Source organism: Nocardiopsis gilva YIM 90087, from assembly GCF_002263495.1.
Classification (GTDB): Bacteria; Actinomycetota; Actinomycetes; order Streptosporangiales; family Streptosporangiaceae; genus Nocardiopsis_C; species Nocardiopsis_C gilva.
On the sequence record NZ_CP022753.1, the window covers coordinates 476,335 to 500,698 of the forward strand.

Sequence of the window (24,364 nt, forward strand, 5' to 3'; positions counted from 1 at the left end):
CGATGGCGAAGTACATGATGAATAGAAGTACATTTCTGGCGACTCGGTATCCGGTGTCCAGCATGACTATCCTCGGTTATCAGAAGGCGGCGTAATGGATGCGTTCCATGCCAGATAATGGGGTTGATCAGCCTTAGTCCAGCGGGATCTCGGACCGCCAGTTGCTTTCCTCGGACCATTCCGGCTGGGCGCCCTTTTCCAGGAGGAACTCCCCCAGCGCCAGCACGTCGATGTCAGTACGCATGAAGCAGCGGTACGCGTCTTCCGGCGACGCGACGATGGGTTCGCCTCGGACGTTGAATGACGTGTTGACCAGGACCGGGACACCGGTCAGAGCCTTGAAGTCGGTCAGGAGGCGGTGCACCATCGGGTTTTCCGCGCTCCCGACGGTTTGTACACGTGCGGACATGTCGACATGCGTCACTGCCGGGATCGTCGACCGCACGGTGTGGAGCCGTTCGCGGATGTCGGCGTCCTCCGGTTCGTCGATATTGAGCCGCTGCTCCTCGGAGACGTTCGAGACGACGAGCATGTAGGGGCTGGGCTGACGGATATCGAAGTACTCCTCGGCATCTTCCTCCAGCACGATCGGAGCGAAAGGCCGGAACGACTCCCTGAATTTGATCTTCAGGTTCATTACCGACTGCATGTCCGGGCTCCTGGCGTCGCCGAGTATCGACCGCGCTCCGAGCGCCCGAGGGCCGAACTCCATCCTCCCCTGGAACCACCCGACGACCTTGCCTTCAGCGAGGTCCCGGGCGACCCGCCGCGACAGGTCGTCGCTGCCCAGGCGTTCATATGGGTAGCCGTTCCGATCCAGGTAGGCCTGGATGCGTTCGCTGTCGTATTCGGGTCCCAAAAACGCCCCGCGCATGGCGTCGCGACCGTGCGCGACGTGCGGTCTGTCCCGTCCTCGGGCGTGCGAGCTGAGGAGCGCCGCGCCGAGCGCTCCCCCCGCATCACCGGCCGCGGGCTGCACCCACACCTCGTCGAAGGTCCCGTCCTCGACGATCCGACCATTCGCCACGCAGTTCAGGGCGACACCGCCCGCGAGGCAGAGTCGAGACTCGCCCGTCATCGTGCGGGCTGCTCGCGCCAGGCGGAGCATGATGTCTTCGGTGACCTCTTGGACCGAGGCCGCCAGGTCGAACTCGCGCTGCGTCAGCGGCCCTTCCGGCTCTCTCCTCGGGCCTCCGAACACTTCCTCGAAGGCGCGGCCGGTCATCACCTCCCCGTAATGGAACTCGAAGTAGGCCATGTTGAGCCGGAACGAGCCGTCGGGCCGCATGTCGACCAGCCTGTCGCGGATCACATCTGCGAATCGCGGCTCTCCGTAGGGCGCCAGCCCCATGACCTTGTACTCCCCCGAGTCGACCTTGAATCCGCAGAAGTGCGTGAACGCCGAGTAGAGCATGCCCAGCGAGTGCGGGAAGCGCAGCTCGGCGACCGGCTTCACCGGCTCCGCTCGGTCCGCCGCTCCCCGCCAGATCGAGGTGGTCGTCCACTCCCCCACCCCGTCCACGCACAGCACCACCGCCGACTCGTACGGACTGGGCAGGAACGCCGAGGCCGCGTGCGACGCGTGGTGCGTGAACACGTCGATCCGAGGCACGGCCCCCAGATCCATCGCCGTCAGCTGCTCCCGCACGGTGTCCACCGCCCGCGACTTCCACCCGGCCCACTCCGGGATCACCCGCCGGAACGACCCGAATCCCCGGGGCGCGATTCCCGCGTAGGTCCGCAGGATCCGCTGGAACTTCAAAGACGAGTCCTCGTAGTAGGCCACCGCGTCGAGGTCGTCCAGCTTTACGCCCGCCTCTTCGAGGCAGTAGCCGACCGCCCCGTGCGGGAACGAGGGGTCGTGCCGCCGCCTGCTGAACCGTTCCTCCTGCGCCGCAGCGACGACGGTGCCGCCGTCGACAAGCGCGGCAGCGCTGTCGTGGTAGAACGCGGAGATCCCCAGGACCAGGTCGGACACTCGCCTCAACTCCTCGATCCGAGCAGACGGCCGCGCGCGCTCGCGGTGGTGACGACCCCGCTCGCGTAAACCCGGGCCATGAGCGTCGTGGGCGGGGTGAGCGAGCGGTGGCCCACCCGGATCCTGTCCCACATCTCGGGTTCCTTTCCCGGCCCCACCACCGTCGGCAGGTAGGCCATGTAGTTGTCGATGGCGTCGATGGCCCATGCCGAATGGCCGGTGGAGACGTTGTCGATGGTGTTGTGGAGATCGACGAACTGTGTGCTGTATCCGTAGTGCTGGAGGGCGACGCGCCCGCTGCGGTAGCCCCCGCCCACGCCGGACAGCTCCATCGCCAGATTGAGCCCGAGGATCTCTGGCATGAACGTCCTCGGGAAGCGCGAGATGCACAGCCAGTAGACCGGCAGCGCGAACGACGCGTCGTGGAAACCCGGCCAGTCGGCGAACTCCCGCGATGACGTCGGAGGGAGCTCGATGTCCATCTCTCGGAGCAGGTTCCGGTAGATAAGCGGGTGGTTGAGGCGGATCTCCCCGTTGCCCAGCTCGTCCCAGTAGGTCTGGAAGAGAAAGTGTCCGACCCCGGACGACGCGTGGTCATAGTCGGTGAACCCCTGCAGCCAGCCTCCGTCGATGAGGATGAGCGGGGCGAGCTGCAGTGTGGAGTCGATGAGGTCCTCGCGTGCGGGGATCGGCGTCTCGCCGTCGTCGTACTCCGCTCCGTGTCGCGCGTGCTGGTCGCCGAGCCAGGTGCGCAGCCCCTGCTCGCGGTCCCAGCGGTGGGGCAGCTGGTTCGGTGCGTGGGCGAGACGGTAGCGGGACCGGGCCAGCCAGCGGGTCGCGTAGGCGTAGGCGAGGTCGCGGAGGTTGCCGGTGGGGTCCTCCCGGTTCAGCAGCGCGTGGTAGGCGTCCCGTAGCGACCGCCCACCGATGGTGCCCGACACCGGGACGCCGCCCGAGGGCGAAGGGACGGGCGGAGGTCCGGCCGAGACAGCGGCCGCGGGGCTGGGCTCGTTCGCTTCCCGTCCGCGCCGGTCCGCTCCTCGCTCCGCTTCCGCGCGACGCGGTTCGTCCGGCCGGTACCAGCCGTGTTGGGCCTCGCGCAGTTCCGCGTGTTCCGGGGGCTCCTCGTCCGGGCTCCGGTGCAGGACCGAGCCCGGGTCGGGCAGCGACTCGATCCACGCGCGGATGACGACGACATCGGTGTCGGTGAACACACGGAACATCGGCCCCTTCTCACCGATCAGCCCGCGGATCAGCGGGCTGGCGTCGGGCCTCCCCGGCTTCACCAGATGGCTGCGGGCGAGTGCGCCCAGGAATGCGGTGGGGCCGGCGTCCAGATTCTGGAACCACTCGCTGAGCGGTAGGCCTTCCAGGTAGAACTCGCGGTGGTAGACGGCGGCTTGGCGCGCCCGTGTGCAGATGAGCCGCCACATGTCGTAGTCGGGGTGGTGGGTCAGGGTGAGTTCGCCGAGCAGCCGGTCGCACCACTCGCTCAGCTCCGCCAGTGCCCAGTGGAAGCCGTTCCGAAAGCGGGCGGCCTGCGCGGGCGTTTCGGCCTCGGAGAGGAAAGCTTCGGCCGCTGCCGAGGACCGTTCCAGCGCCGAGGCGTCGTCTTCAGGCCGTCCTGAGCCGACATCCAACGCGAGCGGGTCCGCGTGGACGGCCAGGTCCCCGCTGACGGCGGCGATCGGCGGCAGACATCCGACCGCGCGCAGGCACAGGTCGGCGCCGAGGATCTCGGCGCGAAACGCGTCGGGGCGCCGGCTCATCCCGAGCAGCAGGGCCGGTAGGCGAAAGCTCTCGGAGGCCACCCGGTCGCTGGTCGCCAGCCGGATCGGCGTCGTGGCCGCGTCCTCCACGCCGTGGCGCCGCATCAGCTCCCGGTACATGTCGCCGCGACTGGCGTCCGCTCGGCCCACGCCCACATCCGAGGCGTACAGCGCGAGAACGCGCAGAACAGCTTCCGTCTCGGCGTTTCCGGCGCTCGACAGCCACTGCAGCCACGCACCGGCGTTGAGGTTCAGCGGCGCGCAGTCGAGCAGCACGCGCTGGACGAGCGTCGCGCGATCGCCCGTGCCGAAGGCGCGCCGGTACCGCTCGGTCGTGGTCGCCGACCACTCGCGCGCCGCGCTGATCAGCGCCGCGAGGTCGGTCGGGGCTGGCCCCGGTTCGGCATGTGCCGCCGCGTCCTCACCCGAAGGGGTGTCGTCGGGACCACCGGCCCCGACGTGGGAGAGCGCGGCTCGGATCGCGCGGAACCCCGCGTCGGCGGGATCGGTGCCGAACCACGCCTCGGGGTCGAGGGCGGCCAGGTACAGCCGCCGGTACTCCTCGATCCCGGGCGTCGCTCCGGAGGATTCGGTGAGCGTGTTCATGACCGGCCGCCCGGATCAGAACATCGGGTAGACGGTCGAGTCCCGTTTCTTTTTCTTCCGCCGTCGTTTGACGATCGCGATGAGCTTGCGCAGGAACGACATGCCTGATCCCCGTTTCCCCGTAGTTGCGTACCGTCGGGCCGTGGTGATGTTCAGCTGAGATCGAGCCGGGACATGATGATCTCGGCCGCGAATTGGTTTCCGTCGTCGTTCAAGTGGACCCGGTCGACGAAGAGCCACCGGTCCGCGTATTCCGGTTCGGAGAATGCCGAGTTGAGGTCCAGGAAGGGGATATACCGCTCCTTGCATACCTTTTCCAAGCGGTCGGCGTAGGGGCTGTGGACCGCGGCGTCGAACCCCGGCTTGAACAGTTCCCAGGCGTTGTACTGTTCGCTGTCCATCGCCTCGAACAGGGCGGTCTCCTCGGGCGTGTACGTCTTCCGAGTCCACGGTGCGGTGGGCTGGAGCACGAAGTGGATGCGCGCCCCCCGGTCCGCGACGCAGGCGCGGATGCGGTCGAGGTCCACCGCGGTGTTCGCGGCGGCGATGTCCATCCGTTCGTCGAGCTCGGGCCCGGCCTGCTCCTCCGTGTCGTCGCTGGCCGGGGCGTTACGTATGGCGTCCACCAGGCGCCCGGGGCTCCATCGCGGCCGCGGGTCCACATTCCCCTGGATCTTGCGGAAGTGCTGCTCGGAGAAGAAGAACTCGCCGTAGCCGTGCGCGGGCTGCGGTAGCCCGGCGATCACCAGGTTGTTCAGTCCGGACAGCACGACCACGTCGCGGATCTCGGGCATGCGGTGGCGGTGCAGCAGCAGGAGCAGGGCCTCCTGCGTGGAGTTGAATCCGGGGGCGCCCAGGTTGAGCCAGGGGCGGCGGGACCGGGCGGGGGCGCTGCGCGACGCCGGCGACAGCTGCGACATGCGCGAGGAGATGGTGTGCGCGTCGCTGCTCGCGCCGTACCCGAACGCGATGGAGCCGCCCAGGACGATATTCACCGGGCCATCGGGCATGGCGCCGCCCGGTGAGCAGGGGCCCTCAGCGGTGACGGAGGAGCGGAATCCGCAGCTGTCCGTGGTGAGGACGCGCGACCGGTAATTCGGCCGGTTGAAGAGCATGAGATAGGGGACCCAGTGCAGCTCCCCGTTGTTGGAAACATACTCCACATAGCTCTGCAGCTGCGGAGCGAAGTCGGTATTCCCGTTCAACAAGCCCTCCTCGCGAATATCGGCCGTACACATGTGGCATGCGGGTGACCACTCACGGGGATGGCGTCCGCGGGCCGATGGGGGCGGACCGCGGATGGTGTTGTTCGGTTGCAGTCGTGCAGTTTCGGATAAAGGAGAGAGGGACGTCGGGCGCAACGATTCCTCAACGGGAACGATAGTTGAGAATCCGCCTGTGGGAACCCCTATATTCGACGGATATCCCCTACCGCTCCGGCCCTTCGGGACGATCCCCCTCGGTGCGCCGCTGGGGCCGCGCGCGGACGTGCATCCGTTCGCCCTGCGGCCCGAACAGGCTGAGCACCTCCACCGGCGCCTCCCCGGTGCTGCCGAACCAGTGCGGCAGGCGCGTGTCGAACTCGGCCACCTCCCCCGCCGTGAGCACGAGGTCGTGCTCGGCGAGCACCAGCCGCAGCTTGCCGCTGAGAACGTACATCCACTCGTAGCCCTCGTGCGTACACGGCTCGGGTGTGCTGCGCGTAGTGCCGATGACCATCTTGTAGGTCTGCACCCCGCCTGGCTGCTGGGTCAGCGGCACCACCGTCGAGTCCCCGCGCTTGATCGGCTTCAGCCGCACCCGCGGGTCACCGACCGGAGGCGCGCCCACCAGCTCGTCCAGCGGAACCTGGTGGGCGTGGGCGATCGGGAGGAGCAGCTCCAGGCTCGGTTTCCGCTGCCCCGACTCCAGCCGGGACAGCGTGCTGACCGAGATCCCGGTGGTCTCCGACAGCGCCGCAAGCGTGCAGTCGCGCTGCTGCCGGATGCGTTTGAGCCGTGGTCCAACAGCGGCGAGCACATCATCCATTCCTCTATTGCAGAAATAGCAACAAGGTTTGTCAACCCGCCACCTCGCGGCGCATGGTCGACGCCAGGAGGTGGTCAGCTGTGGAAAGTCAAGAAGACGTCGTCGTCATCGGGGGCGGCGCCGGTGGACTCAACGCCGCGCTCATCCTGGCCCGAGCCCGCCGCCGGGTGCTGGTGGTCGACCGGGGCAACCCGCGCAACGCGCCCGCGCGGCAGGTGCACGGGTTCGTCTCCCGGGACGGCACACCGCCGGGCGAACTGCTGGCGGTCGGCCGGGCGGAGGTCGAGCGCTACGGCGGGCGGATCGTCGCGGACGAGGTGCGCGCGGTGCGGCGCATCGACATCAGGTCCGGCGAGGCGGAGTCTGAAGGTGGCTTCGAGGTCGAGCTGTCCGACCGCACCGTGCGGACGCGGCGCGTGATCGCGGCGACCGGACTGCGCGACGCCCTGCCCGACCTGCCCGGCCTTCGGGAACGATGGGCGCTGGACGTACTGCACTGCCCGTACTGCCACGGGTGGGAAGTCCGCGACCGGCCGCTGGGCGTGCTCGGCTGGCAGCCGATGGCGGTGCACCAGGCGCTGCTGGTCCGCCAGCTCTCGGACGACGTGGTGTTCTTCGCCGAGGTGCTCGACGACGAGGGCCGCGCCAAGCTGGCCGCGCGCGGTGTACGGATCGTGGACGCCGATGTCAGCGGGCTGGTCGTCAAGGACGACGAGCTTCGCGGCGTGCGGCTGGCGGACGGGACCACGGTGGCGCGGTCCGCGCTCTTCGTGCCGCCCCGCTTCGTGCCCAACGACGCGCCGCTCGCCGGCCTGGGCTGCGAACGCGACGACAGCGGTCGGCTCCGCGTCGACCCCGGCGGGCGCACCAGCGTGCCCGGTGTGTGGGCGGTCGGCAATCTGGTGGAGCCTGGCGCCCTGGTGGTGACCGCGGCGGCGGCCGGGGCGAAGGCAGCGCTCACGGTCAACACGGACCTGGTCGAGGAAGATCTGCGGGAGAGGGAGCGGGTGTGATGAGCACGAACGGTCACCACGAGCATGACCACCACAAGAACGGACAGCACCACGGTCACGGTCACGGCCATGGGCACAGCGACGCGGACGTGGACTGGGCGGCCATGGCCGCCCTGCTGGAGCTGGAGGGCGAGACCCACAGCCCGTACGTGCGGCAGGCCCTCGCGGAGCTGGAGCACCTGTCCCCGCGGAGGATCCTGGACATCGGCAGCGGCCCGGGCGTCGCGGCGTGCCAGTTCGCGTCGGCGTTTCCGCGGGCCGACGTCACTGCCGTCGACGGCGCGCCGGAACTGCTGACGCGCGCCGAGGAACGGGCCAAGCGGCTCGGCGTCCGGCTGGCGACACGGACGGCCGAGTTTCCGGGCGGTCTCGCCGACCTGGGATCCGCCGACGTCGTGTGGTCGGCGCAGGTCGTGCACCACGTCGGCGACCAGCAGGCCGCTCTCCACCGGCTGGCCGGGTTGGTCACCCCCGGCGGTGCCCTGGCCATTGTCGAGGGCGGGCTCCCGTCCCGCTATCTCCCGCGTGACCTGGGCTTCGGCCGTCCCGGCCTGCAGTTCCGCCTGGACGCTGCGATGGCCGACCGGTTCAGCCAGATGCGGGACGAGCTGCCCGGATCGGTCGCGGTGGCCGAGGACTGGCCCGGCATGCTGCGCGCCGCCGGACTCACCGAGGTGCGGAGCCGGACCTTTCTCGTCGACCGCCCGGCACCGCTGGACGACGGGGCGCGGCGGTTCGTGCGCGGGGTGCTGGAGCGGTACCGCGAGGCCGTCGGTGAACTCCTGGAGGCCGACGACCTGGCGACGCTGGACCGGCTGCTCGACCCGGCCGACGCCGCGGGCATCGACCGGCGGGAGGACGTGTTCCTGCTGGCGGCGAAGACCGTGCACTACGGTCGTCGGCCCGCGCACTGACGGCACTGGCAGCGCCGACAGGACCGGCGCGACTGACACGACGGGACCAGCGTAGAGGGAGGGGTTCGCGGTCACTTCCTGTCCGCGATCTGCGGGAGGCTAGTCGCATGTCCGATACATCGACGCGCCTCCTGCGGCTCCTCTCCCTCCTGACAGTCCCGCCGCGACTGGTCGTGCGCGGACCTCGCCGAGCGGCTCGGGGTGACGGCGCGGACGGTCCGGCGGGACGTGCAGCGGCTGCGCGACCTCGGCTACCCCGTGCACGGCACGCCCGGGGTTGCCGGAGGCTACCGGCTGGGCGCGGGAGCCGTGCTGCCGCCGCTGCTACTCGACGACGACGAGGCCGTGGCCGTCGCGGTCGGCCTGCGCACAGCGGCCGGGGGATCCGTCTCCGGCATCGAGGAGACCTCGGTGCGGGCGATGGCCAAGCTGGAGCAGGTGCTGCCCACGCGACTGCGGCGCCGGGCGAACGCCCTGCACACCTTCACCGTGCCGCTGCTGCGGTCGGCGGCGACCGTGGACGCCGAGGTCCTCACCGTGATCGCGGGAGCGTGCCGAGACTCCGAGCGGGTGCGGTTCGGCTACCGAAACCACATAGGCGAGGAGTCCCGGCGCGTTGTGGAGCCGCATCGGCTGGTCAACGCGTCCGGCCGGTGGTACCTGCTGGCCTGGGACGTCGACCGGGACGACTGGCGGACCTTCCGCGTCGACCGGATTCAGCCGCCGCTGTCCACGGGGCCGCGCGTCGCCCCGCGCACGCCGCCCGAGGACGCGGGCGATGTCGTGCGGCGGGGCGTGTCGAGCGATGCCTACGACTACCAGGCGCGAGTGATCCTGCGCGTCCCGCTCGCCGAGGCCGAGGAGCGGGTGTCGGCGCTGTCGGGCGTGCTGAGGCCCATCGACGCGACGTCGTGTGAGCTCCGCACTGGCGCGGCGACGCTCGACATGCTCGCGATCCACCTGGTCATGATGGGCTTCGATTTCGAGGTCCTGGAACCCGCCGAACTCGTGGACCGCATCCGGGCGATGGCGGATCGACTCGGTCGCGCGGTGCGGTGAGCGGGCGTGGGGCCGCGCTGCGCACCGGGTCGACTGGACGCGATGTCGACACATCGCTCGGTCACCATGTCTGCCGTCCAGGGGCCAACGGCTCGTCGGAGGATGACCGAATCCGGTCCGGTCGACCTTGTCCCCGCCGACTACAGCTCCGACAACGGGCAGTGGGTCGGCCTGCCCGGCCGCCGGATGTGGGCGCTGCGCGCCACCCTGCCGTTGGCCATCCCCAGCTATGTCGCGGCGTTCGTGTGGATCTCCGTTTTCCCGGGGCTCCACGGGTTTCCCGGGCGCGGCCATCGTGCTGACCCTGCGCTGCTTCCCCTACGTCTTCCTGCCGGTCACCGCTGCCCTGGAACGGGCCACGCTGCGCCAGGAGGTGCGCGACGTGCTGCGCGCCGCCGGGATGACGGCGCTGCTGGTGACGCTCGACCGCGAGGAGGCGATGTCGATCGCGGACCTGGTGGCGTTGATGCGCGGCGGCCGCGTCGCCCAGACGGCTCCGCCGCGCGAGGTGTACGAGCGGCCCGCCGACGCCGAGCTGGCCGCCTACATGGGGAGACCGTCGTCCTGCCGGGCGAGTTCCGCGATGGGCGGGTGTGGTGCGCCCTGGGACGGCTGATCCCGGCCGAGGGCGCCTGCCGGTCCAACGGGCGGTGCGACGTGGTGCTGCGGCCTGAGCAGCTGGTCCTGGGGCTGGATGAGGGCGCGCTGGCCGTGGTCAAGGACGTCACCTTCGCCGGGCACGACACCGTGGTGGAGCTGGCGCTGGTCGGGGACGGCGGGAGCTGTGGGCGCGCTCGCACCAGTACCCGGCACCGGCTGTGGGCGATGCGGTCCGCGTGCGGCTCGCCGGAACGGCGGCGTGCTTCCCCGCGCGCGAGATACCGGTGTGACAGCGGACGCGCCCGCGCGGCAGAATCGAAAGCCGCCGTCGTCACTGGGACACCGTCCTGGGAGACCCCGTCCGAACGCCGACCGGTCGTCCCGCGATCTCACGGGAGAGGACGCCCATGCCGGAGCAACGCCCCGCCACGTTCCCACCCGGTCTCAATGTCGAGCTGACCCGGCACCGCATCCGCCCCGGCCGCCGGGCCGAGTTCGACGCGTGGATGCGGATGCTGGAGGAGCGCCAGGAGGAGTGCGTGGCCACCCTGGACGTCGAGCGCATGGCGGTCGAGTGCGTCTTCTCCTTCACCGACGAGAACGGCGACTGGATCTTCTGGCTGGAGATCTCCGGGGAGGGTGGCGGCGGGTTGGACGCGGACCGTCCCATCGACCGCGACCACGCGGCCTACGCGCGCCGGGCCAAGATCCCCGGGCACGAGCGTGCCGAGCCCCGGTTGCTGCTGCTTCCCGAGCCGGTGCGGGAGGCGATCATGTCTTGGGCGGTGCCCGAGCGGCTGTAGCGGCGCGCGCGGCCCGAGCTGTGAGGAAGGCGTCCCCGGGGCGCCCGGGCACGACGTGATCCGCGGAGGGCGGCACCCTCCGCGGGGAGTGCTGTGGTGGCTACTCTTCTTCGGAATCCACTCCGGCGGGGGACTCCATCAGCTGGCGCAGCAGCGCCATGAACTCTTCGTCGCTCATCGCGGCCCAGTCCACACGCTCGTTCATGGTGAGCGATTTCCCCAGGTTCAAGATCGATAAGCCTGAGGCGCCGTATCACAACGGAGAAATCTGCGTGAACGGCGGGATTGCCGAGGCGTGAAATGGGCCGAAGAGCGTCAGATCCTACGATTTACCGACGCGCGGCACTGCGGGCAGCGGCAGCGCTTGTTATAACCCGTGACCGTTCCGTGCGGCAGATCGGGATCGCGTTCGGCGGTGAGGGTCGCGTCGAGTTGCTCGCCGAAGTGGCTGAGGATGCGCGCGGCGGAGAAGACGCGCTGCGGGCTCACCCCCAACTCGCGGGCGGCATCGTCGATGTGCATGCCCTTGCGCAGCTTGGCGATCAACCGCGATCGGGTGGAGGGCGGCAGCTCCTCCTCGGCGTTCGCGATCAGCTGCTCGGTGTCGTCAATCGGATAGCTCATTGGGTTCCTAGCGTGTACAGGGGGTTCATACCCCCGGCAATCCACCCTGCATCGTACGCGCTTTCCTGCGACGGGGGCGGTGGTGGCGGGGATCACCGGGTCAGGAGGATGCGCGGCCGTCCTCCGCTGTGTTGTCATCTATGTCATTGGCGGTGCCCAGTAAGCCCGCCCCGGACGAGGTGCGCCGTACCCGGCACGACAAGACGGCGCGGACCTTGGAAGGACGGGGTGCGTCATGGCGTGGGTACTGCTGGTTCTGTCCGGCCTGCTGGAGACCGTGTGGGCGACCGCCCTCGCGGCGTCGCAGGGGTTCAGTCGTCTCTGGCCGTCGGTCGTCTTCCTTGTCGCGCTCGTGCTGAGCATGTCCGGGCTGGCGCTGGCTTTGCGCTCCATTCCGGTCGGCACGGGATACGCGTTGTGGGTGGGCATCGGCGCGGTCGGTACGGCCATCGTCGGGATGACGTGGCTGGGTGAGGGCGTGAGCGTGGCCCGGGTCGTCTGCCTGATGCTGATCATCAGCGGCATCGTGGGCCTCAAGCTCCTGCACTGACCCCCGCTCCTGCACCGACCGCCGCACTGTCAGCGTCGACCGGCGCGCGGTCCGACGGGCCCGCGCGCCATGTCGACGGAACGTCGCCAAATGCGGTCGGCCGGAGTATGCATCCCCGGCGGGCCGGAATTCGAGCCAGTGCAACGGGCGATTACCGGTCGCCACCTGAGTCACGCTGGTCATCTCCCCTCCCGCGAACTGGGTGGTCGAGCGGGGGTGATGACTTCGATGAACAAAGAAAAGCCGCCGATCGTGGGCCGATTTCTAGAAACGCATTGCTAGAGGCTAGGTCAAGTGCTTCTCTAGTTGCTACAGGACCGGTACTCAGCGTGTACGGATAAGACGCCATGACGAGCCCCACTGTTCGACGCCGCCGCCTCTCCGCAGAACTGCGTCGGCGGCGTGTCCAAGCCGGAATGACACTCAGTGACGTTGCCGATGTGCTCGAATGGTCGCCCGCCAAACTCGGGCATATCGAGACAGGGATCCGCAAGTGGCCGTCGGTCATGGAGGTCTCCGCACTGCTCAAGCTCTACGGGGTGACGGGCGGACAACGCGAGGCGATCCTCACGATGGTCCGAGAATCCCGCCTGCGCCCGTGGTGGACCGAGTACGAGGACGTCCTCTCCTCCGCCTACGTCGGTAACGAGGCCGGCGCGATCGCGATCGACACCTACGCCGGGATGCTGGTCCCCGACCTGCTCCAGGTTCCGGAGTACACCGCCGCCATGGCTCGATCCCAGGGACGCGGCGAGCGCGCCGCCGAGCGGATGGTCGCGGCCTTCCTCAAGCGCCAGGAGGTGCTCGACCGCGACAACCTCCAGCGCTACCACGCCGTCCTGGAGGAGGACGCGCTGCGGCGGGCGGGTTCCGACCCCGACTTGCTCCACACACAGCTGCGCCGCCTCATCGAACTGGCGCGGGAGCACGACCGCGTCACCATCCAACTGCTGCCCACGGCGGCGGGCCTGCACGCCGGGTCCGCCGGGCCGTTCACCGTGCTGGAGTTCGACGAGGGCGAAGCCTCCCTGGCCTTCGTCGACGCCACCCACGGCGGCGGCATCGTGGAGTCCGAGGAGGCGGTCAAGGACTGCCAGCAGGTCTGGCGCCAGGTAGTCGCCACCGCGATCTCCCCGGAGGACACCGTCACCACCCTGAAACGCCTGTCCCTGCTGACCTGAGTGGTTGACCTGAGCGTGGGGACGACACGCCCGTACCGGCCGGATTTGGCCGGACCGGCCCGATGCGGTGCAGGTCGGAAAGGCGAGAACAAGGCGGGAACACTGTCCTCGGCTGGCCGAAGAGTGCCGAAACACACCGGGAGACGGGGGAGTGGGCGCCCGTGTTGCTAGTCTGCAGGGAGACAACCCCATAAAGTTCTCTAGTGACGCCTACCGCTCGGTAGACGGGGAGACGCCCGGCCGCTCGTCCAAGGATTGGGCAGCGTCGGACCCCACCCGGTCTGAAGAGTCGCGTGACGTCAACCGACCCGTGTATCCGTGATTCAAGAAAGGGTCCAACACCGTGAAGAAGATCATCGTCCTGGTGCTGGTGGCCCTCGGGGCGTTCGCCGTCTATCGCAAGATCCAGGCCGACCGCGCCGAGCTCGACCTGTGGACGGAAGCCACGGCGGCCAGCGAAAACTAGAAACACCACTGGTCGTCAGCCACGGCACGTCCGACGTGCCAGTGGCTGTCGACTGTTGTCCCAGGGGCCGTGGGCGGACGTTCGTCCCCTTGCGGCGCCCGCGCCTCTCGGGCCAGCCACGAAAACCGGCACCGGGTTACTCCGGCAGGGCGGTATGCTCTGATCAGCCGCGCCTGGGGCCATAGCTCAGCTGGCAGAGCGCCGGTTTTGCATACCGGAGGTCAGGGGTTCGACTCCCCTTGGCTCCACTCACGTTGACGCAGGTCAACACAGCGAGAACGGCCACTCTCGGCGTACGCGGAGAGTGGCCGTTGCACCTTCATCGCACCTCGTTCGGCGGGACGCCGCACCTCCGCACACGCAGTGGTCGACTCACGTGGGTCGGGGCGGCGCGAGCTCCGCTGCTTCGCCGTTGAATGCACCACAAGGGCCTCCGGACTTCCTTCAGGTGTTGACCTTAAGGATCCACACCTGTGTCGGGGCCCTTCCTTATTGGCAGCTCGCCGGGCTGTCACCAAGCTCTCTGGTCAGTGCAGCTAGGACGGGGCTCGTCCTATTGGTCGTCGGGGTCGACCATGCCCGCGTAGGAGAGAGTGCTCGTCTTGCCGGTGCTCCACTTGACCTGAAGCGTGTCCTTGGCGGTGAGGCTGGCTGAGCCGCTGTAGGTAGTGCCTTCTGCTTCGGGGTTGGTCAGATCGGCGCACGTCACGGTGAAGTCGAATGGCGGTTCGGTCTGGGGGTCGAATGGACCTTTGCAGATCTGGATCATGCCGTTGGCGCTCGGGTCGTCGGTGGTCGGGTCACCGAGCAGGCCCACCTCACCGTCCTCCTCGAACTGGAGGTAGGTGATGCTGGCGGTGTTGGTGCCGCTCCCGTCGGGCATCCATGACCCCAACACCCCCTTCTCGGGCGCCTCGGGCTCTGAGTCCTCGCCCTTGTTCTCGTTTTCGGCCTGTTCCTTGTCGTCCGAGCCGTCGTCCGCGCTCTCGTCGTGCTCGTCGTTGCGGAGGTCATCCGTCTGGGCAGGAGAGGGGGAGGCAGACCCCTCGGATTCACCACCATCGGCTGACTGCATCATGCCGCATCCCGAGGCGGTGAGCAGGACGATCGCCAGCAAGGCGGCAGGCTGAAGAAGACGCACGGGGGCTACCTTCACTTTCGTTGTTGGGGGTGGGACTTCCATCCTGATAGCCACGCCGCCCTATTTTGCCCGGAGAAGTTCCAGCTTGACCGATTGTGAGCAGTGGCACAGCGGCGAGGGCCCGCGCACCACCTCCTGTCTGGGAGACAGAGGGGGCGCGGGCTTCCGTATTCGCGGACGAGCGCGTGGTGGGCTTCGTCGCGTGGGGCGCGTAGGCGGATGATGCGGCCGCCGAGTCCGCGGATGGTGAAGCGCTCTCTTTTACGATAGCCTCACTGGTAGCGATACGTACAGCAACGTATCTCTTAGAGTCCCTTGGTGGAGACACTTCTAGCGTCGTGGCCATGGAGTTCGGCCCAGATGACCAGATTGATTACGACGGTCCGGTGACGCCGTACCGGCAGCTTGCGGAGATCCTGCGTGCGCGGATCGCCCGTGGCGATTGGGCGCCGAACCGCGCGATTCCTTCGGAAGCGCGCTTGGTCCAGGAGTACGGGCCAGCGCGGACAACCGTCCGGCGTGCCATCAAGGTGCTGGTGGAGGAGGGTGTCTTGTTCGTTGTTCCGCAGCGCGGCACGTTCGTTGCCGAGCGCTCCTCCGAAGGCCAATAGTCAGGGGCTCCCGCCAGGGACACTCGGCGTGGGTACGTCTGCTGTGAGGCGTCAGGAGTCGTGGCGCTCCCAAATTCCGCACAGCTGCGGCCGCGGTTGCGACTATGGTCGGTGCCTATCCATGGGCGAACCAGGGTCCGCTCAGGGCGATCCCCCATGGTTTGTCTGGCTCTGGGGGCGCATCATGGAGGGGTATGGGCGGGAGCGTGTTGTCCGGCCGGGCTCCGAGGCACGGCGATTGGCGAGGAGTGAGCGTGGCAGTGCATGATCCAATGTCCGCACCGGGCCAGGATGGGCGTGGGGGACGTGTGCCCGACCGGTTTCGGGGGCCTGCCCAGCCTGCCATCCGACTCACGCATGCCGACCGTGATGCCGCTGCCGAGACGCTGAAAGAGGCTTTCGCCGAGGGGCAACTGGACGACGACGAGTTCGAGGAGCGCCTTGGGCTCGCGATGAAGGCGAAGTTCCCGGCCGAACTGGAGCCGCTGCTGAGCGACATCGTGCCGCGGCAGACGGGGGCGGCGGCCCCGCCTCCGCGGTCCGACGTGCCCGAGGCGCCGCCGACCGGGTCCGAGCGGCTGTGGGCGGCTGGTGGGCACGTGTCCGGGTATTTCCTCTTCCCCTTGGGGCCGCTCCTCGTGTTGCTCGCCAACGGCAACACCTCACCCTTCGTGCGGCGGCACGCCGTCGAAGCGCTGAACTACCAGCTGACCTTCCTGATCGGGACGATCGTGATGCTCGGCCTGTGGTGGTTGGTCATCCCGGTCCTGGTCTGGATCCCGATGTTCCTCGGGTGGATCTTCATGCCGGTCATCGCAGGCTTCGTCGGGTTGGCCGGCGGACGTTGGAAGTACCCGTTCACCTGGCGGCCGGTCCGGGAGTGAGCGGCTCCGTGGTCAGCTTTCCCCCGCCTGCCGTCCCCGCGGTCGCCGTCTCCGCCGCTCTCATCGTCGCCACCGGTCCCGCGGCCGCGGCCGTACCACCGTAGGGCCACCGGCCGCGGGATCGGCGCGAGGCGCTGGTCACCGGACCGGTGGGCGCCGTCACTTCTTGACGCGGCCGTTCAGTTCCTGGGCCGCCTCCTCCTTCGCTTCCTGCGCCTTCTCTTCCGCCTCTTCCTTCACATCCGAGGCGGCCTTGGTGACCTTCTCCTTGGCTTCCTGCGCCTTGCCGACGATCTGGTCGCGGGTTTCGCGTACCTGCTCGCGGGCTTGGTCGAGGTTCTCCTGCCACTCGGCGTCCTGCGACGCCTGGCGCAGCTTCAGCACGCCGTACAGCGCCGCCGCACCCAGGGTGGCGACTCCCGCGAAGATGACGAAGCGCGGAACGCGGCGGGTGTTCTGGCGAGCGGTGATGAGGCCGCGGCGCGCCCTGCTCGGCTCCACGCGCGCGGCCGCCGCGGTGAGCAGGTCGGCGACGCGAGGAGCGACGGTGTCCTCGACACGGTGTGCGGCGGTCTCCAGCCGCGGAGCCGTCCAGCCTCGTGCCTTCAGCACGCGTCGGCCGGCCCTCTCCCTGGCCTGGTCAGCGTAGGGTCCGAGCCGCTCGGCCTGCTCACGAGCGACTTCCTGGAGGCGGAGCATGGCCGCCTCGGCCTCGGCGTTTCGCACGCGGCGCTTGAGCTTCCTGCGCACAATGACCTCCCATGCGGTAATGGATGTGGGTAGCTCCCTGCCCGTTCGTGCTGGGTCCTATGCCTCGCGGACCTGCGCGGATGGATCGGGTGCGGCCGTTATCCCTGTGTTATCTCCCCTGGTATCTCAACATACGTCCACTCCGTCCGCGAAACGACGGTTCGACACGCGACGCCGCGCTCACCCCGATCCAACTCCCGCACTCCGTGGGACGGCTCGGCGCGGCATGACCGATCGTGCCGGGGAAGCGGCCCGCGCGTGACGACGCCGGGTAACGTGGGACCGCACGCAATCGCAACGGAAAGGCACCCAGGTGTCCGAAGTCAACGGCCGACTCCACGCACGGCTGAACACCACCAAGGGAACGATCGTCGTCAAGCTCTTCGCGGAGGAGTCGCCCGAGACGGTCGAGAACTTCGTCGGTCTCGCCGAGGGCACGAAGCAGTGGATGGATCCCACCACGGGTAAGCCCACCACCGCCAAGCTCTACGACGGCACGATCTTCCACCGGGTCATCGACAAGTTCATGGTCCAGGGCGGCGACCCGCTGGGGAACGGCCGCGGTGGCCCCGGCTACAAGTTCAAGGACGAGTTCGGCTCCGGTCTGAAGTTCGACCGCCCCCACCTGCTGGCGATGGCGAACGCCGGCCCCAACACCAACGGCTCGCAGTTCTTCATCACCGTTGGCACGCCCGACTGGCTCAACAACAAGCACACGATCTTCGGTGAGGTCGTGGAGGGCGGCGACGTCGTCGAGACCATCTCCAAGGTGGCGACCAACCCGCAGGACCGCCCGCTGGAGGACGTCGTGATCACGTCCGTCGAGATCGAGCGGGGCTAGGACCGGCCGTATGAGCCTCCCCCCGACTCCCCGGCCCGGATCCGGGCCAGGGGAGAACGCCATCCCCACCTGCTTTCGGCACCCGGACCGGGAGACCTATGTCCGGTGCACCCGGTGTGAGCGGCCCATCTGTCCGGACTGCATGCGTGACGCCGCCGTCGGGTTCCACTGCGTGGAGTGCGTCGCCGAGGGACAGAAGTCCGTGCGCCAGGCGCGCACCGCGTTCGGCGGAAAGGTCGTGCAGGGCCCCTATGTGACCTGGGCGCTGCTGGCCCTCATCGGCGTTGTGTTCCTGGCGCAGACGGCCAATTCGCAACTGACGGTCGACTTCGGGATGCACGGCGGGGCCGCGATGGCGGCAGGCGAGTGGTACCGACTCATCACCGCTGCCTTCCTGCACGGCAACGTGATGCACCTGCTGTTCAACGGCTTCGCCCTGTACGTCATCGGACAGCAGCTGGAGTCGTGGCTCGGCCACGTCCGCTACCTGTCCCTGTGGGTGCTCAGCGCCATCGGTGGTTCGGTGCTCACCCTGCTGGCCGAGCCGACCCAGCTCTCGGTCGGTGCGTCGGGCGCGATCTTCGGCCTGTTCGGCGCGGTATTCGTGATCGGTCGGCGGCTCGGGCTGGACACGCGCGCCATCGTCGGCCTGCTCGCGGTCAACCTGCTGATCACGTTCCTGGTCCCGAACATCTCCTGGACCGGACACATCGGCGGACTGGTGACCGGACTCGCCCTGGCGGGGGTCTACGCCTACCTGCCGTGGGGGTCGGGGAAGAACCGTACGGCTGTCCACGCCGCGGCGACCGGCGCGTGCGCGCTGGTGCTGGCGGCTCTTGCCTACGGCGGCATGGTGTTCTGGATGGGCTGACCGAGCGCCGACTCCGTCGCCACACCACGCCTGAGGGCCGGGGAACGATCATCGTTCCCCGGCCCTCACGTCGTGCTCCCACGGAAACACGTGGGGTAAGATTTCGGTGCGCAGGACGCAACTCCCCACAGGCTGTGGATAACCCTGTGGATACAGCGCTCACCGGTTGTTGTGAATGTCCCAATTACCCTGTCTGACCAGGGGAAACCTCGGGAAGCAGCCGTCAGTGCCAGCGTGTGGACAAGATGACGCAAATGATGATTCCGCCGAACCCGATGGCCAGGTTCCAGTTGCCCAGGTCCTGCATGACGGGCACCATCGTCCCGGCGATGTAGTACACCGCGATCCACAAGATGCCGAGAATGCCGAACCCAAGCATGGTCGGCACCAGCCACCGCGGGCTGACCTTCGGCTTCGCCGCCGAGGGCGGTGGCGTGTAGACGGCCTTCTTCTTGCGATCGTTGCGGGACTTGGGCACGGTCGCTGCTCCAAAACGAATCGGCCGGAACTTACGCCTGAAGAGTACCCCAGTCTACGCCCTCAGCAGCGGTCGGCGTACCGCAGGTCCGCCGACCGCCACTGGCGGCTGTCGCGCCGAGGCGCCTCAGCAGGGGCCCTGACCAGCGACTATTCGCGGCTGCGGAACGGGTACTGCCACCAGGGCGAGCCCTGGTCCTCGCCGCCCTGGTCGCCTCCGCCGCCGTTACCGCCGTTACCGCCGTCGCCGAAGGGCGGGAAGCCCCCGTCCTCGTTGCCGTTGCCATCGCCGCCGTTACCGTCGCCGTCGGTCGGGGAAGGGGAATCGGTCGGCTCGTCCGGCTTCTTTTTGGCGATCACCACGTTGACCGTGCTGTTGGGATCGACCTCGGTGCCGCTCGCCGGATCCTGGCGGATCACCTGGCCCTCGGGCTCGTCGCTCTCCTCCTCGGTGAACGACCCGCTGAGGTTGCGGTCCTTCAAGGCCGACTCCGCCTGGTCCTTGGTCATCCCGCTCAGGTCGGGGACCTTCACCTTCTCTGGACCGCTGGATATCCAAAGGTCGACCTTGCTGCCGGGGTCGGCCGATGTTCCGCCCTCGGGGGACGTCCGGGTGACGTTCCCCTCGGAAATCGAGGACGAGGGTTCGTTCTGCTGATTCCCGATCTTGAAGCCCTCGTTCTGCAGCTCTGCTGTCGCCTCACTTCGCGGCATCCCCGTCACGTCGGGGACCTGCACTGAACCGGGGCCCTTGGAGATGTACAACGTGATCTTGGTGTCCGGGGTGGCCTCCCGACCCGCCGCCGGATCGGTGCGGATCGCGTCGCCCTTCTCGACCTCGTCGTCGTTCTCCTCCTCGGTCGTGATGTCCGAGAAGCCCTCCTTCTTCAGCGCCTGCTCCGCCTCGGACTGGGACATGTTCTTGACGTCCGGGATCTCGGCGGTCTCCGCCGGCGGTTGGTTGAACACCCAGAACAGAACCCCGAACGCGGCGATGACGGCGAGCGCGAGCGTCACCCACAGGGCCGCCTTCTTGCCGTTGCCGCGGCGCTCGTCCTCGTAGCCGTAGTCGTCGTAATCGTCATAGCCGTCGTCGCGACCGTCGTCGACCGGGTCCAGGGCAGTCGTCGCCCCGGCCGCCGCCATGGCCGCGGCCGAGGTCGGCATGCCCTGTATCCCCCGCTGGATGTCCTGGCTCATCTCCTCGGCGCTCTGGTACCGCTCGTCGCGGTCCTTGGCCATGGCGCGTAGCGTGACGTCTTCCAGCCACTCGGGGATCTCCGGGTCGAGCTCGGTCGGGGGGACGGGCTCCTCGCGGACGTGCTGGTAGGCGATGGATACGGGGGAGTCGCCGGTGAACGGGGGACGGCCCGTGAGCAGCTCGTAGAGCACACAGCCGGTCGAGTAGAGGTCGCTGCGGGCATCCACCCGCTCGCCGCGGGCCTGCTCGGGGGACAGGTACTGGGCCGTGCCGATGACCTGCGACGTCTGGGTCATCGTGGCCTGGTTGTCGTCCATCGACCGCGCGATGCCGAAGTCCATCACCTTGACCTCGGCCTGCCGGGTCAGCATGACGTTGGCCGGCTTGATGTCGCGGTGCACGATGCCGCTGCGGTGGCTGTACTCGAGGGCCCGCAGGATGCCGTCGGCGATCTCGGCGCAGCGCTCGGGCAGCAGCCGCCGGTCGTCGTCGAGTAGTTCCTTGAGCGTGCGCCCGTCGACGTACTCCATGACGATGAAGGGGATGGAGACGTCGTCGACCATGTCCTCGCCGGTGTCGTACACGGCGATGATCGAGGGGTGGTTCAACGACGCGGCGGACTGCGCCTCGCGTCGGAACCTGGCCTGGAACGTGTGGTCGCGGGCCATGTCATGGCGGAGCGTCTTTACGGCCACCATGCGGTCCAGACGCAGGTCGCGGGCTCGATAGACCTCGGCCATGCCACCGCGCCCGATGACACCGTCGAGTTCGTAGCGGCCGCCGAGTAGCCGTGGCTGGGACATGTCGTGAACTGTTCCTCGTATCTCCGCGGTGGCGGTGGTGGTCCGCCGTCACCTGGTGAGTTCTCGTGCCTGGTGCCTTACCACTCGTCTTCCACAGCCGGATCCGCGTCCGCGGACCTCGTGGCGGCGCGAGCTTGCGCTGTACCATCCTGGATGTTCGCCGCGTCCGATGGCACCCGAATCCCGCCGATCGGTACCGGAGTGTAGTTCTCCGACGGTCAGCTTATCGGAGTGCACCTAACGCCTCGCGGATCACCTGGCTCACCACAGACAACTCGGCGGTTTGTCCCCGCGGCCGTCCGGGTGTCCGTTCTTCCTGCTTGTGGGGGGTTGCCCGCCTCGACGCTACCCGGTCAGCAAGCACTAGCCGGTCAGCATTAGCCGGTCAGCACTGCCTCCATCATCGACTTGGCGATGGGTGCGGCCAGCGTTCCCCCGCTGCCGCCGCCGTTCTCGACCACGACCGCCACGGCGATCTCCGGATCGTCGGCGGGGGCGAAGGAGATGAACCAGTTGTGCGTCGGTCCGGCGTTCTCGGCGGTCCCGGTCTTGCCCGCCACCTCGATTCCCGGGATGGCCCCGCTGCGCCCGGACCCCTCGGCGCCCTCGGTGACAGCGACCATCATCCGCGTCAGCTGCTCGGCGGTCTGTGAGCTCACCGCGTCGCTGTACTTCCGCGGAGTCGTCTGGACGATCGTCTCCAGATCGGCGTCGGTGGCACGGTCCACGAGGTAGGGCTTCATGACGTCGCCGTCGTTGGCGACCCCCGCCGCGACCATCGCCATCTGCAGCGGCGTGGCCCGCACGTCGAACTGGCCGATGCCCGTCTGGGCGAGACTGCTGCCGCCCATCCCCGCGGGGTAGACGCTCTCCGCGACCGGAGAGGGGATCTCCAGGTCCTCCCGGCCGAAGCCGAACGCCTCGGCCTGCTCGCGCATCCTGTCCTCGCCGAGCGTCAGCGCCCAGTTGGCCATCGAGGTGTTGCAGGAGATCTCGATGGAGTGCGCCAGTGTGTCCGGGGAACCCCCGTTGCACGGTCCGCTGAACGCGTTGGGCAGGGTCCCGCCCTGCGGAAGGTCGAGCACGGCCGGGGCCGGCTGGGTGGACTCGGGGGTGGCTCCGTCCTCCAGTGCCGCAGCTGCGGTGACGACCTTGAAGACCGAACCGGGCGGGTAGGTCTCGTTGAACGCACGGTTGAGCAGCGGCTGGCTGTCCGCTTCCGACAGCTCCTCCCAGCGCGCCGCCGCTGCCTCCGCCTCGGTCACACTGGTCACCTCGGCGGGGTCGAAGACGGGCACGGAGTACGCGGCCAGCACCGCCCCGCTCGACGGGTCCAGCGCGACGGCCGCCCCGTTGCGCCCCAGCTGGGCGAGGCCGTCCCGGGCGGCCCGCTGCACGCGAGGATCGATGGTCATCTCGACGGTCGCGCCGGTGCGGGGTTCGCCCGTGAGGATGTCGATGAAGTTCCGCACCGCCAGCCGGTCGTCGGTTCCGTTGAGCAGCTTGTTCTCGCTCGCCTCGATACCGGACTCTCCGGTGGTCCGGAAGGTGCCCACGACATGCGCGTACAGCGTCCCCTCGGGGTACTCGCGCTGGTACTGCACGGTGTTGCCGTCCTCGAAGGGCGTGGAGAAGGCGACCCTCGACTCCCCGATAACGATGGGCCCGCGCGGCTCCCGCAACCGGTCGAGGTAGCGCCGCGTGTTGTGCGGGCTCTCCCGCAGCTCCTCGGCCTGGAACCCCTGGATCCACGTGACGTTGAGCAGCAGCACGACGAACAGCGCCATGACGAACACCGACAGCCGGCGGATGGACTGGTTCATCGCGAGATCACCTGGGTCGCGCCCTCGTCCTGGATGGCCTGCGGGGCCGGTTTGCGCGCGTTGTTGCTCATCCGCACCAGCAGCGCGAGGATGATCCAACTCGACAGCAGCGCCGAGCCGCCCTTGGCCACGAACGGAATGGTCGCGCCGGTCAGCGGGATGACCCGGGTGACGCCCCCGATGACGACGAACGTCTGGAACCCCAGGAGGAAGGCCAGGCCCGAGGCGCACATCTTGACGAACAGCTCTTGGGACGCCAGAGCGGTCCGCAGCCCCCGCTCGACCAGCAGCGCCAGGACCAGCAGCATCGTCATGACCCCGGTGAGGCCGAGCTCCTCACCGAAGGCGGAGAAGATGAAGTCGTTCTGGACCTCGGGAACGAACCCCGGCTGCCCGCCGCCCAGCCCCGTGCCCAGCACACCGCCCTGGGCCATCGCGAACAGGCCGCGGACCAGCTGCTCGCTGTTGGCACCGATCGGGCCGTCGATGTTGCCGGGCGCGAACGGATGCAGCCACGTGTCGACCCGGACGGCGAAGTGCGAGACGACGAAGTAGAGCAGGTAGCAGGCGGCGAAGAAGGGCACCAGGCCGAGGACGAGCCATGACGCCCGCTGCGTCGCGACGTAGACCATCGCCAGGAACGTGCCGAACAGCAGCAGCGCCGTGCCCAGGTCGTTCATCAGACCAACCAGCACAATGATGCAGAAGCCCCACATGAACGCCATCGGGGCGGTGTCCCGAAGCCGGGGCAGGCCCAGGACCTTCACCGGCCCCACCTTGAACTGCCGGTTGACCAGGGACAGCGCATCCCGCTTCGCCACCATGTACCCGGCCAGGAAGATGATCAGCGCGATCTTGGCGAACTCCGAGGGCTGCAGCGCGGTGAAGCCGACGTTCAGCCACTGCCGGGCGCCGTTGACGGTCCTGCCGATGGGGTCGGGGAGCAGCGGCAGCAGAAGCAGCACGATCGCCCCCACCGCCATGATGTAGGGGTAGCGCTGCAGCTTCCGCGGGTCCCTCAGAAAGAACACGACCCCGGCGAAGACCGCCATGCTGATCGCGGTGAGCACCAGCTGGTTCGACGCGCTGCCCTTGTCGGTATCGCCGGTGGCCTCGAACAGCCGCCAGAGCATGGCGATGCCCAGGCCGTTGAGCAGCACGGCCAGCGGCAGCAGAAGTGGGTCGGACCACGGCGCGAAGAAGCGGATGAAGACGTGGGCCAGCAGCGCCAGCCCGCCGAAGAGCCCGCCATAGAAGAAGAGGCCGGGCGGCATCTCGCCGTTGCGTGTGAGGCTCACCTCGATCATGGCGCCGAGCGTCAGGGCGATGGCGAACAGCGTCATCACCAGTTCGGCGTTGCGCCGTTTCACC

At 68.6% G+C, this 24,364-nt stretch carries 22 protein-coding genes, 1 tRNA gene, 1 pseudogene and 1 riboswitch; of the genes and pseudogenes, 13 read left to right on the plus strand and 11 right to left on the minus strand.

Features of this window, described 5'->3' with window-relative positions; genetic code table 11:
* Positions 1 to 133: 133 nt before the first annotated feature.
* From CDO52_RS02395 to CDO52_RS02410, 4 genes are all read right to left on the minus strand, one after another.
* The gene (locus tag CDO52_RS02395; RefSeq protein ID WP_017621867.1) at positions 134 to 1,978 is read right to left on the minus strand and encodes a carbamoyltransferase family protein; all 1,845 of its coding nucleotides are present in this window, start codon (positions 1,976 to 1,978) and stop codon (positions 134 to 136) included.
* 5 nt (positions 1,979 to 1,983) lie between these two features.
* On the minus strand, positions 1,984 to 4,353 hold the full coding sequence (locus CDO52_RS02400; protein ID WP_017621868.1) for an iron-containing redox enzyme family protein: 2,370 nt from the start codon (positions 4,351 to 4,353) through the stop codon (positions 1,984 to 1,986).
* 152 nt (positions 4,354 to 4,505) lie between these two features.
* A complete protein-coding gene (locus CDO52_RS02405; protein ID WP_017621869.1) occupies positions 4,506 to 5,558 on the minus strand; it encodes an SGNH/GDSL hydrolase family protein in 1,053 nt (350 codons plus the stop codon).
* A 223-nt stretch (positions 5,559 to 5,781) separates the two neighbouring features.
* Positions 5,782 to 6,381 carry a helix-turn-helix domain-containing protein gene (locus CDO52_RS02410; protein WP_051060951.1) on the minus strand — a complete coding sequence of 200 codons (600 nt, stop codon included), beginning with the start codon at positions 6,379 to 6,381 and terminating at the stop codon, positions 5,782 to 5,784.
* An 80-nt stretch (positions 6,382 to 6,461) separates the two neighbouring features.
* Between CDO52_RS02410 and CDO52_RS02415 the strand changes: the two genes are divergently transcribed.
* The 5 genes and pseudogenes from CDO52_RS02415 (at position 6,462) to CDO52_RS02440 (ending at position 10,770) form a co-directional block, all read left to right on the plus strand.
* Positions 6,462 to 7,394, plus strand: a complete 933-nt coding sequence (locus CDO52_RS02415) for an NAD(P)/FAD-dependent oxidoreductase (protein WP_017621871.1) — start codon at positions 6,462 to 6,464, stop codon at positions 7,392 to 7,394.
* A complete protein-coding gene (locus CDO52_RS02420; protein WP_017621872.1) occupies positions 7,394 to 8,308 on the plus strand; it encodes a class I SAM-dependent methyltransferase in 915 nt (304 codons plus the stop codon). The genes CDO52_RS02415 and CDO52_RS02420 overlap by 1 nt, the downstream gene beginning before the upstream one ends.
* Before the next feature lie 107 nt (positions 8,309 to 8,415).
* Positions 8,416 to 9,367, plus strand: a pseudogene (locus tag CDO52_RS02430) (helix-turn-helix transcriptional regulator).
* Between the two features lie 295 nt (positions 9,368 to 9,662).
* On the plus strand, positions 9,663 to 9,983 hold the full coding sequence (locus CDO52_RS27995) for a hypothetical protein (protein WP_026126442.1): 321 nt from the start codon (positions 9,663 to 9,665) through the stop codon (positions 9,981 to 9,983).
* 391 nt (positions 9,984 to 10,374) lie between these two features.
* Positions 10,375 to 10,770 (plus strand): DUF6176 family protein, encoded by a 396-nt coding sequence (locus tag CDO52_RS02440; RefSeq protein ID WP_017621874.1) that lies wholly within the window; start codon positions 10,375 to 10,377, stop codon positions 10,768 to 10,770.
* A 315-nt stretch (positions 10,771 to 11,085) separates the two neighbouring features.
* Here the strand turns inward: CDO52_RS02440 and CDO52_RS02445 are convergent, their stop codons facing one another.
* Positions 11,086 to 11,394: a hypothetical protein gene (locus tag CDO52_RS02445; RefSeq protein ID WP_017621876.1), complete on the minus strand. Its 309-nt coding sequence runs from the start codon at positions 11,392 to 11,394 to the stop codon at positions 11,086 to 11,088.
* Positions 11,395 to 11,541: 147 nt separating this feature from the next.
* Positions 11,542 to 11,607, plus strand: a riboswitch (guanidine-III (ykkC-III) riboswitch).
* A gap of 22 nt (positions 11,608 to 11,629) precedes the next feature.
* Between CDO52_RS02445 and CDO52_RS02450 the strand changes: the two genes are divergently transcribed.
* From CDO52_RS02450 to CDO52_RS02460, 4 genes are all read left to right on the plus strand, one after another.
* A complete protein-coding gene (locus CDO52_RS02450) occupies positions 11,630 to 11,944 on the plus strand; it encodes a DMT family transporter (RefSeq protein WP_017621877.1) in 315 nt (104 codons plus the stop codon).
* Positions 11,945 to 12,291: 347 nt separating this feature from the next.
* Complete coding sequence (locus tag CDO52_RS02455) at positions 12,292 to 13,125, plus strand: helix-turn-helix domain-containing protein (protein ID WP_083920158.1); 834 nt, start codon at positions 12,292 to 12,294, stop codon at positions 13,123 to 13,125.
* Positions 13,126 to 13,468: 343 nt separating this feature from the next.
* On the plus strand, positions 13,469 to 13,591 hold the full coding sequence (locus tag CDO52_RS28520) for a DLW-39 family protein (protein WP_017595396.1): 123 nt from the start codon (positions 13,469 to 13,471) through the stop codon (positions 13,589 to 13,591).
* A gap of 175 nt (positions 13,592 to 13,766) precedes the next feature.
* Positions 13,767 to 13,839 (plus strand) — tRNA-Ala (locus CDO52_RS02460).
* Positions 13,840 to 14,144: 305 nt separating this feature from the next.
* On the opposite strand, the gene CDO52_RS02465 is transcribed toward CDO52_RS02460, so the two are convergent.
* Positions 14,145 to 14,732 carry a hypothetical protein gene (locus tag CDO52_RS02465; protein ID WP_152471915.1) on the minus strand — a complete coding sequence of 196 codons (588 nt, stop codon included), beginning with the start codon at positions 14,730 to 14,732 and terminating at the stop codon, positions 14,145 to 14,147.
* A gap of 344 nt (positions 14,733 to 15,076) precedes the next feature.
* Between CDO52_RS02465 and CDO52_RS02470 the strand changes: the two genes are divergently transcribed.
* Together CDO52_RS02470 and CDO52_RS02475 are read left to right on the plus strand one after the other, a co-directional pair.
* On the plus strand, positions 15,077 to 15,343 hold the full coding sequence (locus CDO52_RS02470) for a GntR family transcriptional regulator (protein WP_026126444.1): 267 nt from the start codon (positions 15,077 to 15,079) through the stop codon (positions 15,341 to 15,343).
* Between the two features lie 308 nt (positions 15,344 to 15,651).
* Complete coding sequence (locus CDO52_RS02475; RefSeq protein ID WP_051060953.1) at positions 15,652 to 16,227, plus strand: DUF1707 and DUF4870 domain-containing protein; 576 nt, start codon at positions 15,652 to 15,654, stop codon at positions 16,225 to 16,227.
* A 159-nt stretch (positions 16,228 to 16,386) separates the two neighbouring features.
* On the opposite strand, the gene CDO52_RS02480 is transcribed toward CDO52_RS02475, so the two are convergent.
* Complete coding sequence (locus tag CDO52_RS02480) at positions 16,387 to 16,977, minus strand: hypothetical protein (RefSeq protein WP_017621881.1); 591 nt, start codon at positions 16,975 to 16,977, stop codon at positions 16,387 to 16,389.
* Between the two features lie 313 nt (positions 16,978 to 17,290).
* On the opposite strand from CDO52_RS02480, the gene CDO52_RS02485 reads away from it, so the two are divergent.
* Positions 17,291 to 17,818, plus strand: coding sequence for a peptidylprolyl isomerase (locus CDO52_RS02485; RefSeq protein ID WP_017621882.1), 528 nt, complete (start codon positions 17,291 to 17,293; stop codon positions 17,816 to 17,818).
* Positions 17,819 to 17,828: 10 nt separating this feature from the next.
* Entirely contained in the window at positions 17,829 to 18,689 is an 861-nt protein-coding gene (locus CDO52_RS02490) for a rhomboid family intramembrane serine protease (RefSeq protein WP_026126446.1), read from the plus strand.
* Positions 18,690 to 18,912: 223 nt separating this feature from the next.
* On the opposite strand, the gene CDO52_RS02495 is transcribed toward CDO52_RS02490, so the two are convergent.
* The 4 genes from CDO52_RS02495 to CDO52_RS02510 all read right to left on the minus strand — a co-directional run bounded on the left by CDO52_RS02495 (position 18,913) and on the right by CDO52_RS02510 (position 24,336).
* Positions 18,913 to 19,167 (minus strand): cell division protein CrgA, encoded by a 255-nt coding sequence (locus CDO52_RS02495; RefSeq protein ID WP_017621884.1) that lies wholly within the window; start codon positions 19,165 to 19,167, stop codon positions 18,913 to 18,915.
* A 149-nt stretch (positions 19,168 to 19,316) separates the two neighbouring features.
* Positions 19,317 to 21,170, minus strand: coding sequence for a Stk1 family PASTA domain-containing Ser/Thr kinase (gene pknB / locus CDO52_RS02500; protein ID WP_017621885.1), 1,854 nt, complete (start codon positions 21,168 to 21,170; stop codon positions 19,317 to 19,319).
* 377 nt (positions 21,171 to 21,547) lie between these two features.
* On the minus strand, positions 21,548 to 22,993 hold the full coding sequence (locus CDO52_RS02505; protein ID WP_017621886.1) for a peptidoglycan D,D-transpeptidase FtsI family protein: 1,446 nt from the start codon (positions 22,991 to 22,993) through the stop codon (positions 21,548 to 21,550).
* Positions 22,990 to 24,336: an FtsW/RodA/SpoVE family cell cycle protein gene (locus tag CDO52_RS02510; protein WP_094932789.1), complete on the minus strand. Its 1,347-nt coding sequence runs from the start codon at positions 24,334 to 24,336 to the stop codon at positions 22,990 to 22,992. Before CDO52_RS02510 ends, CDO52_RS02505 begins: the two co-directional genes overlap by 4 nt.
* Positions 24,337 to 24,364 lie beyond the last annotated feature (28 nt).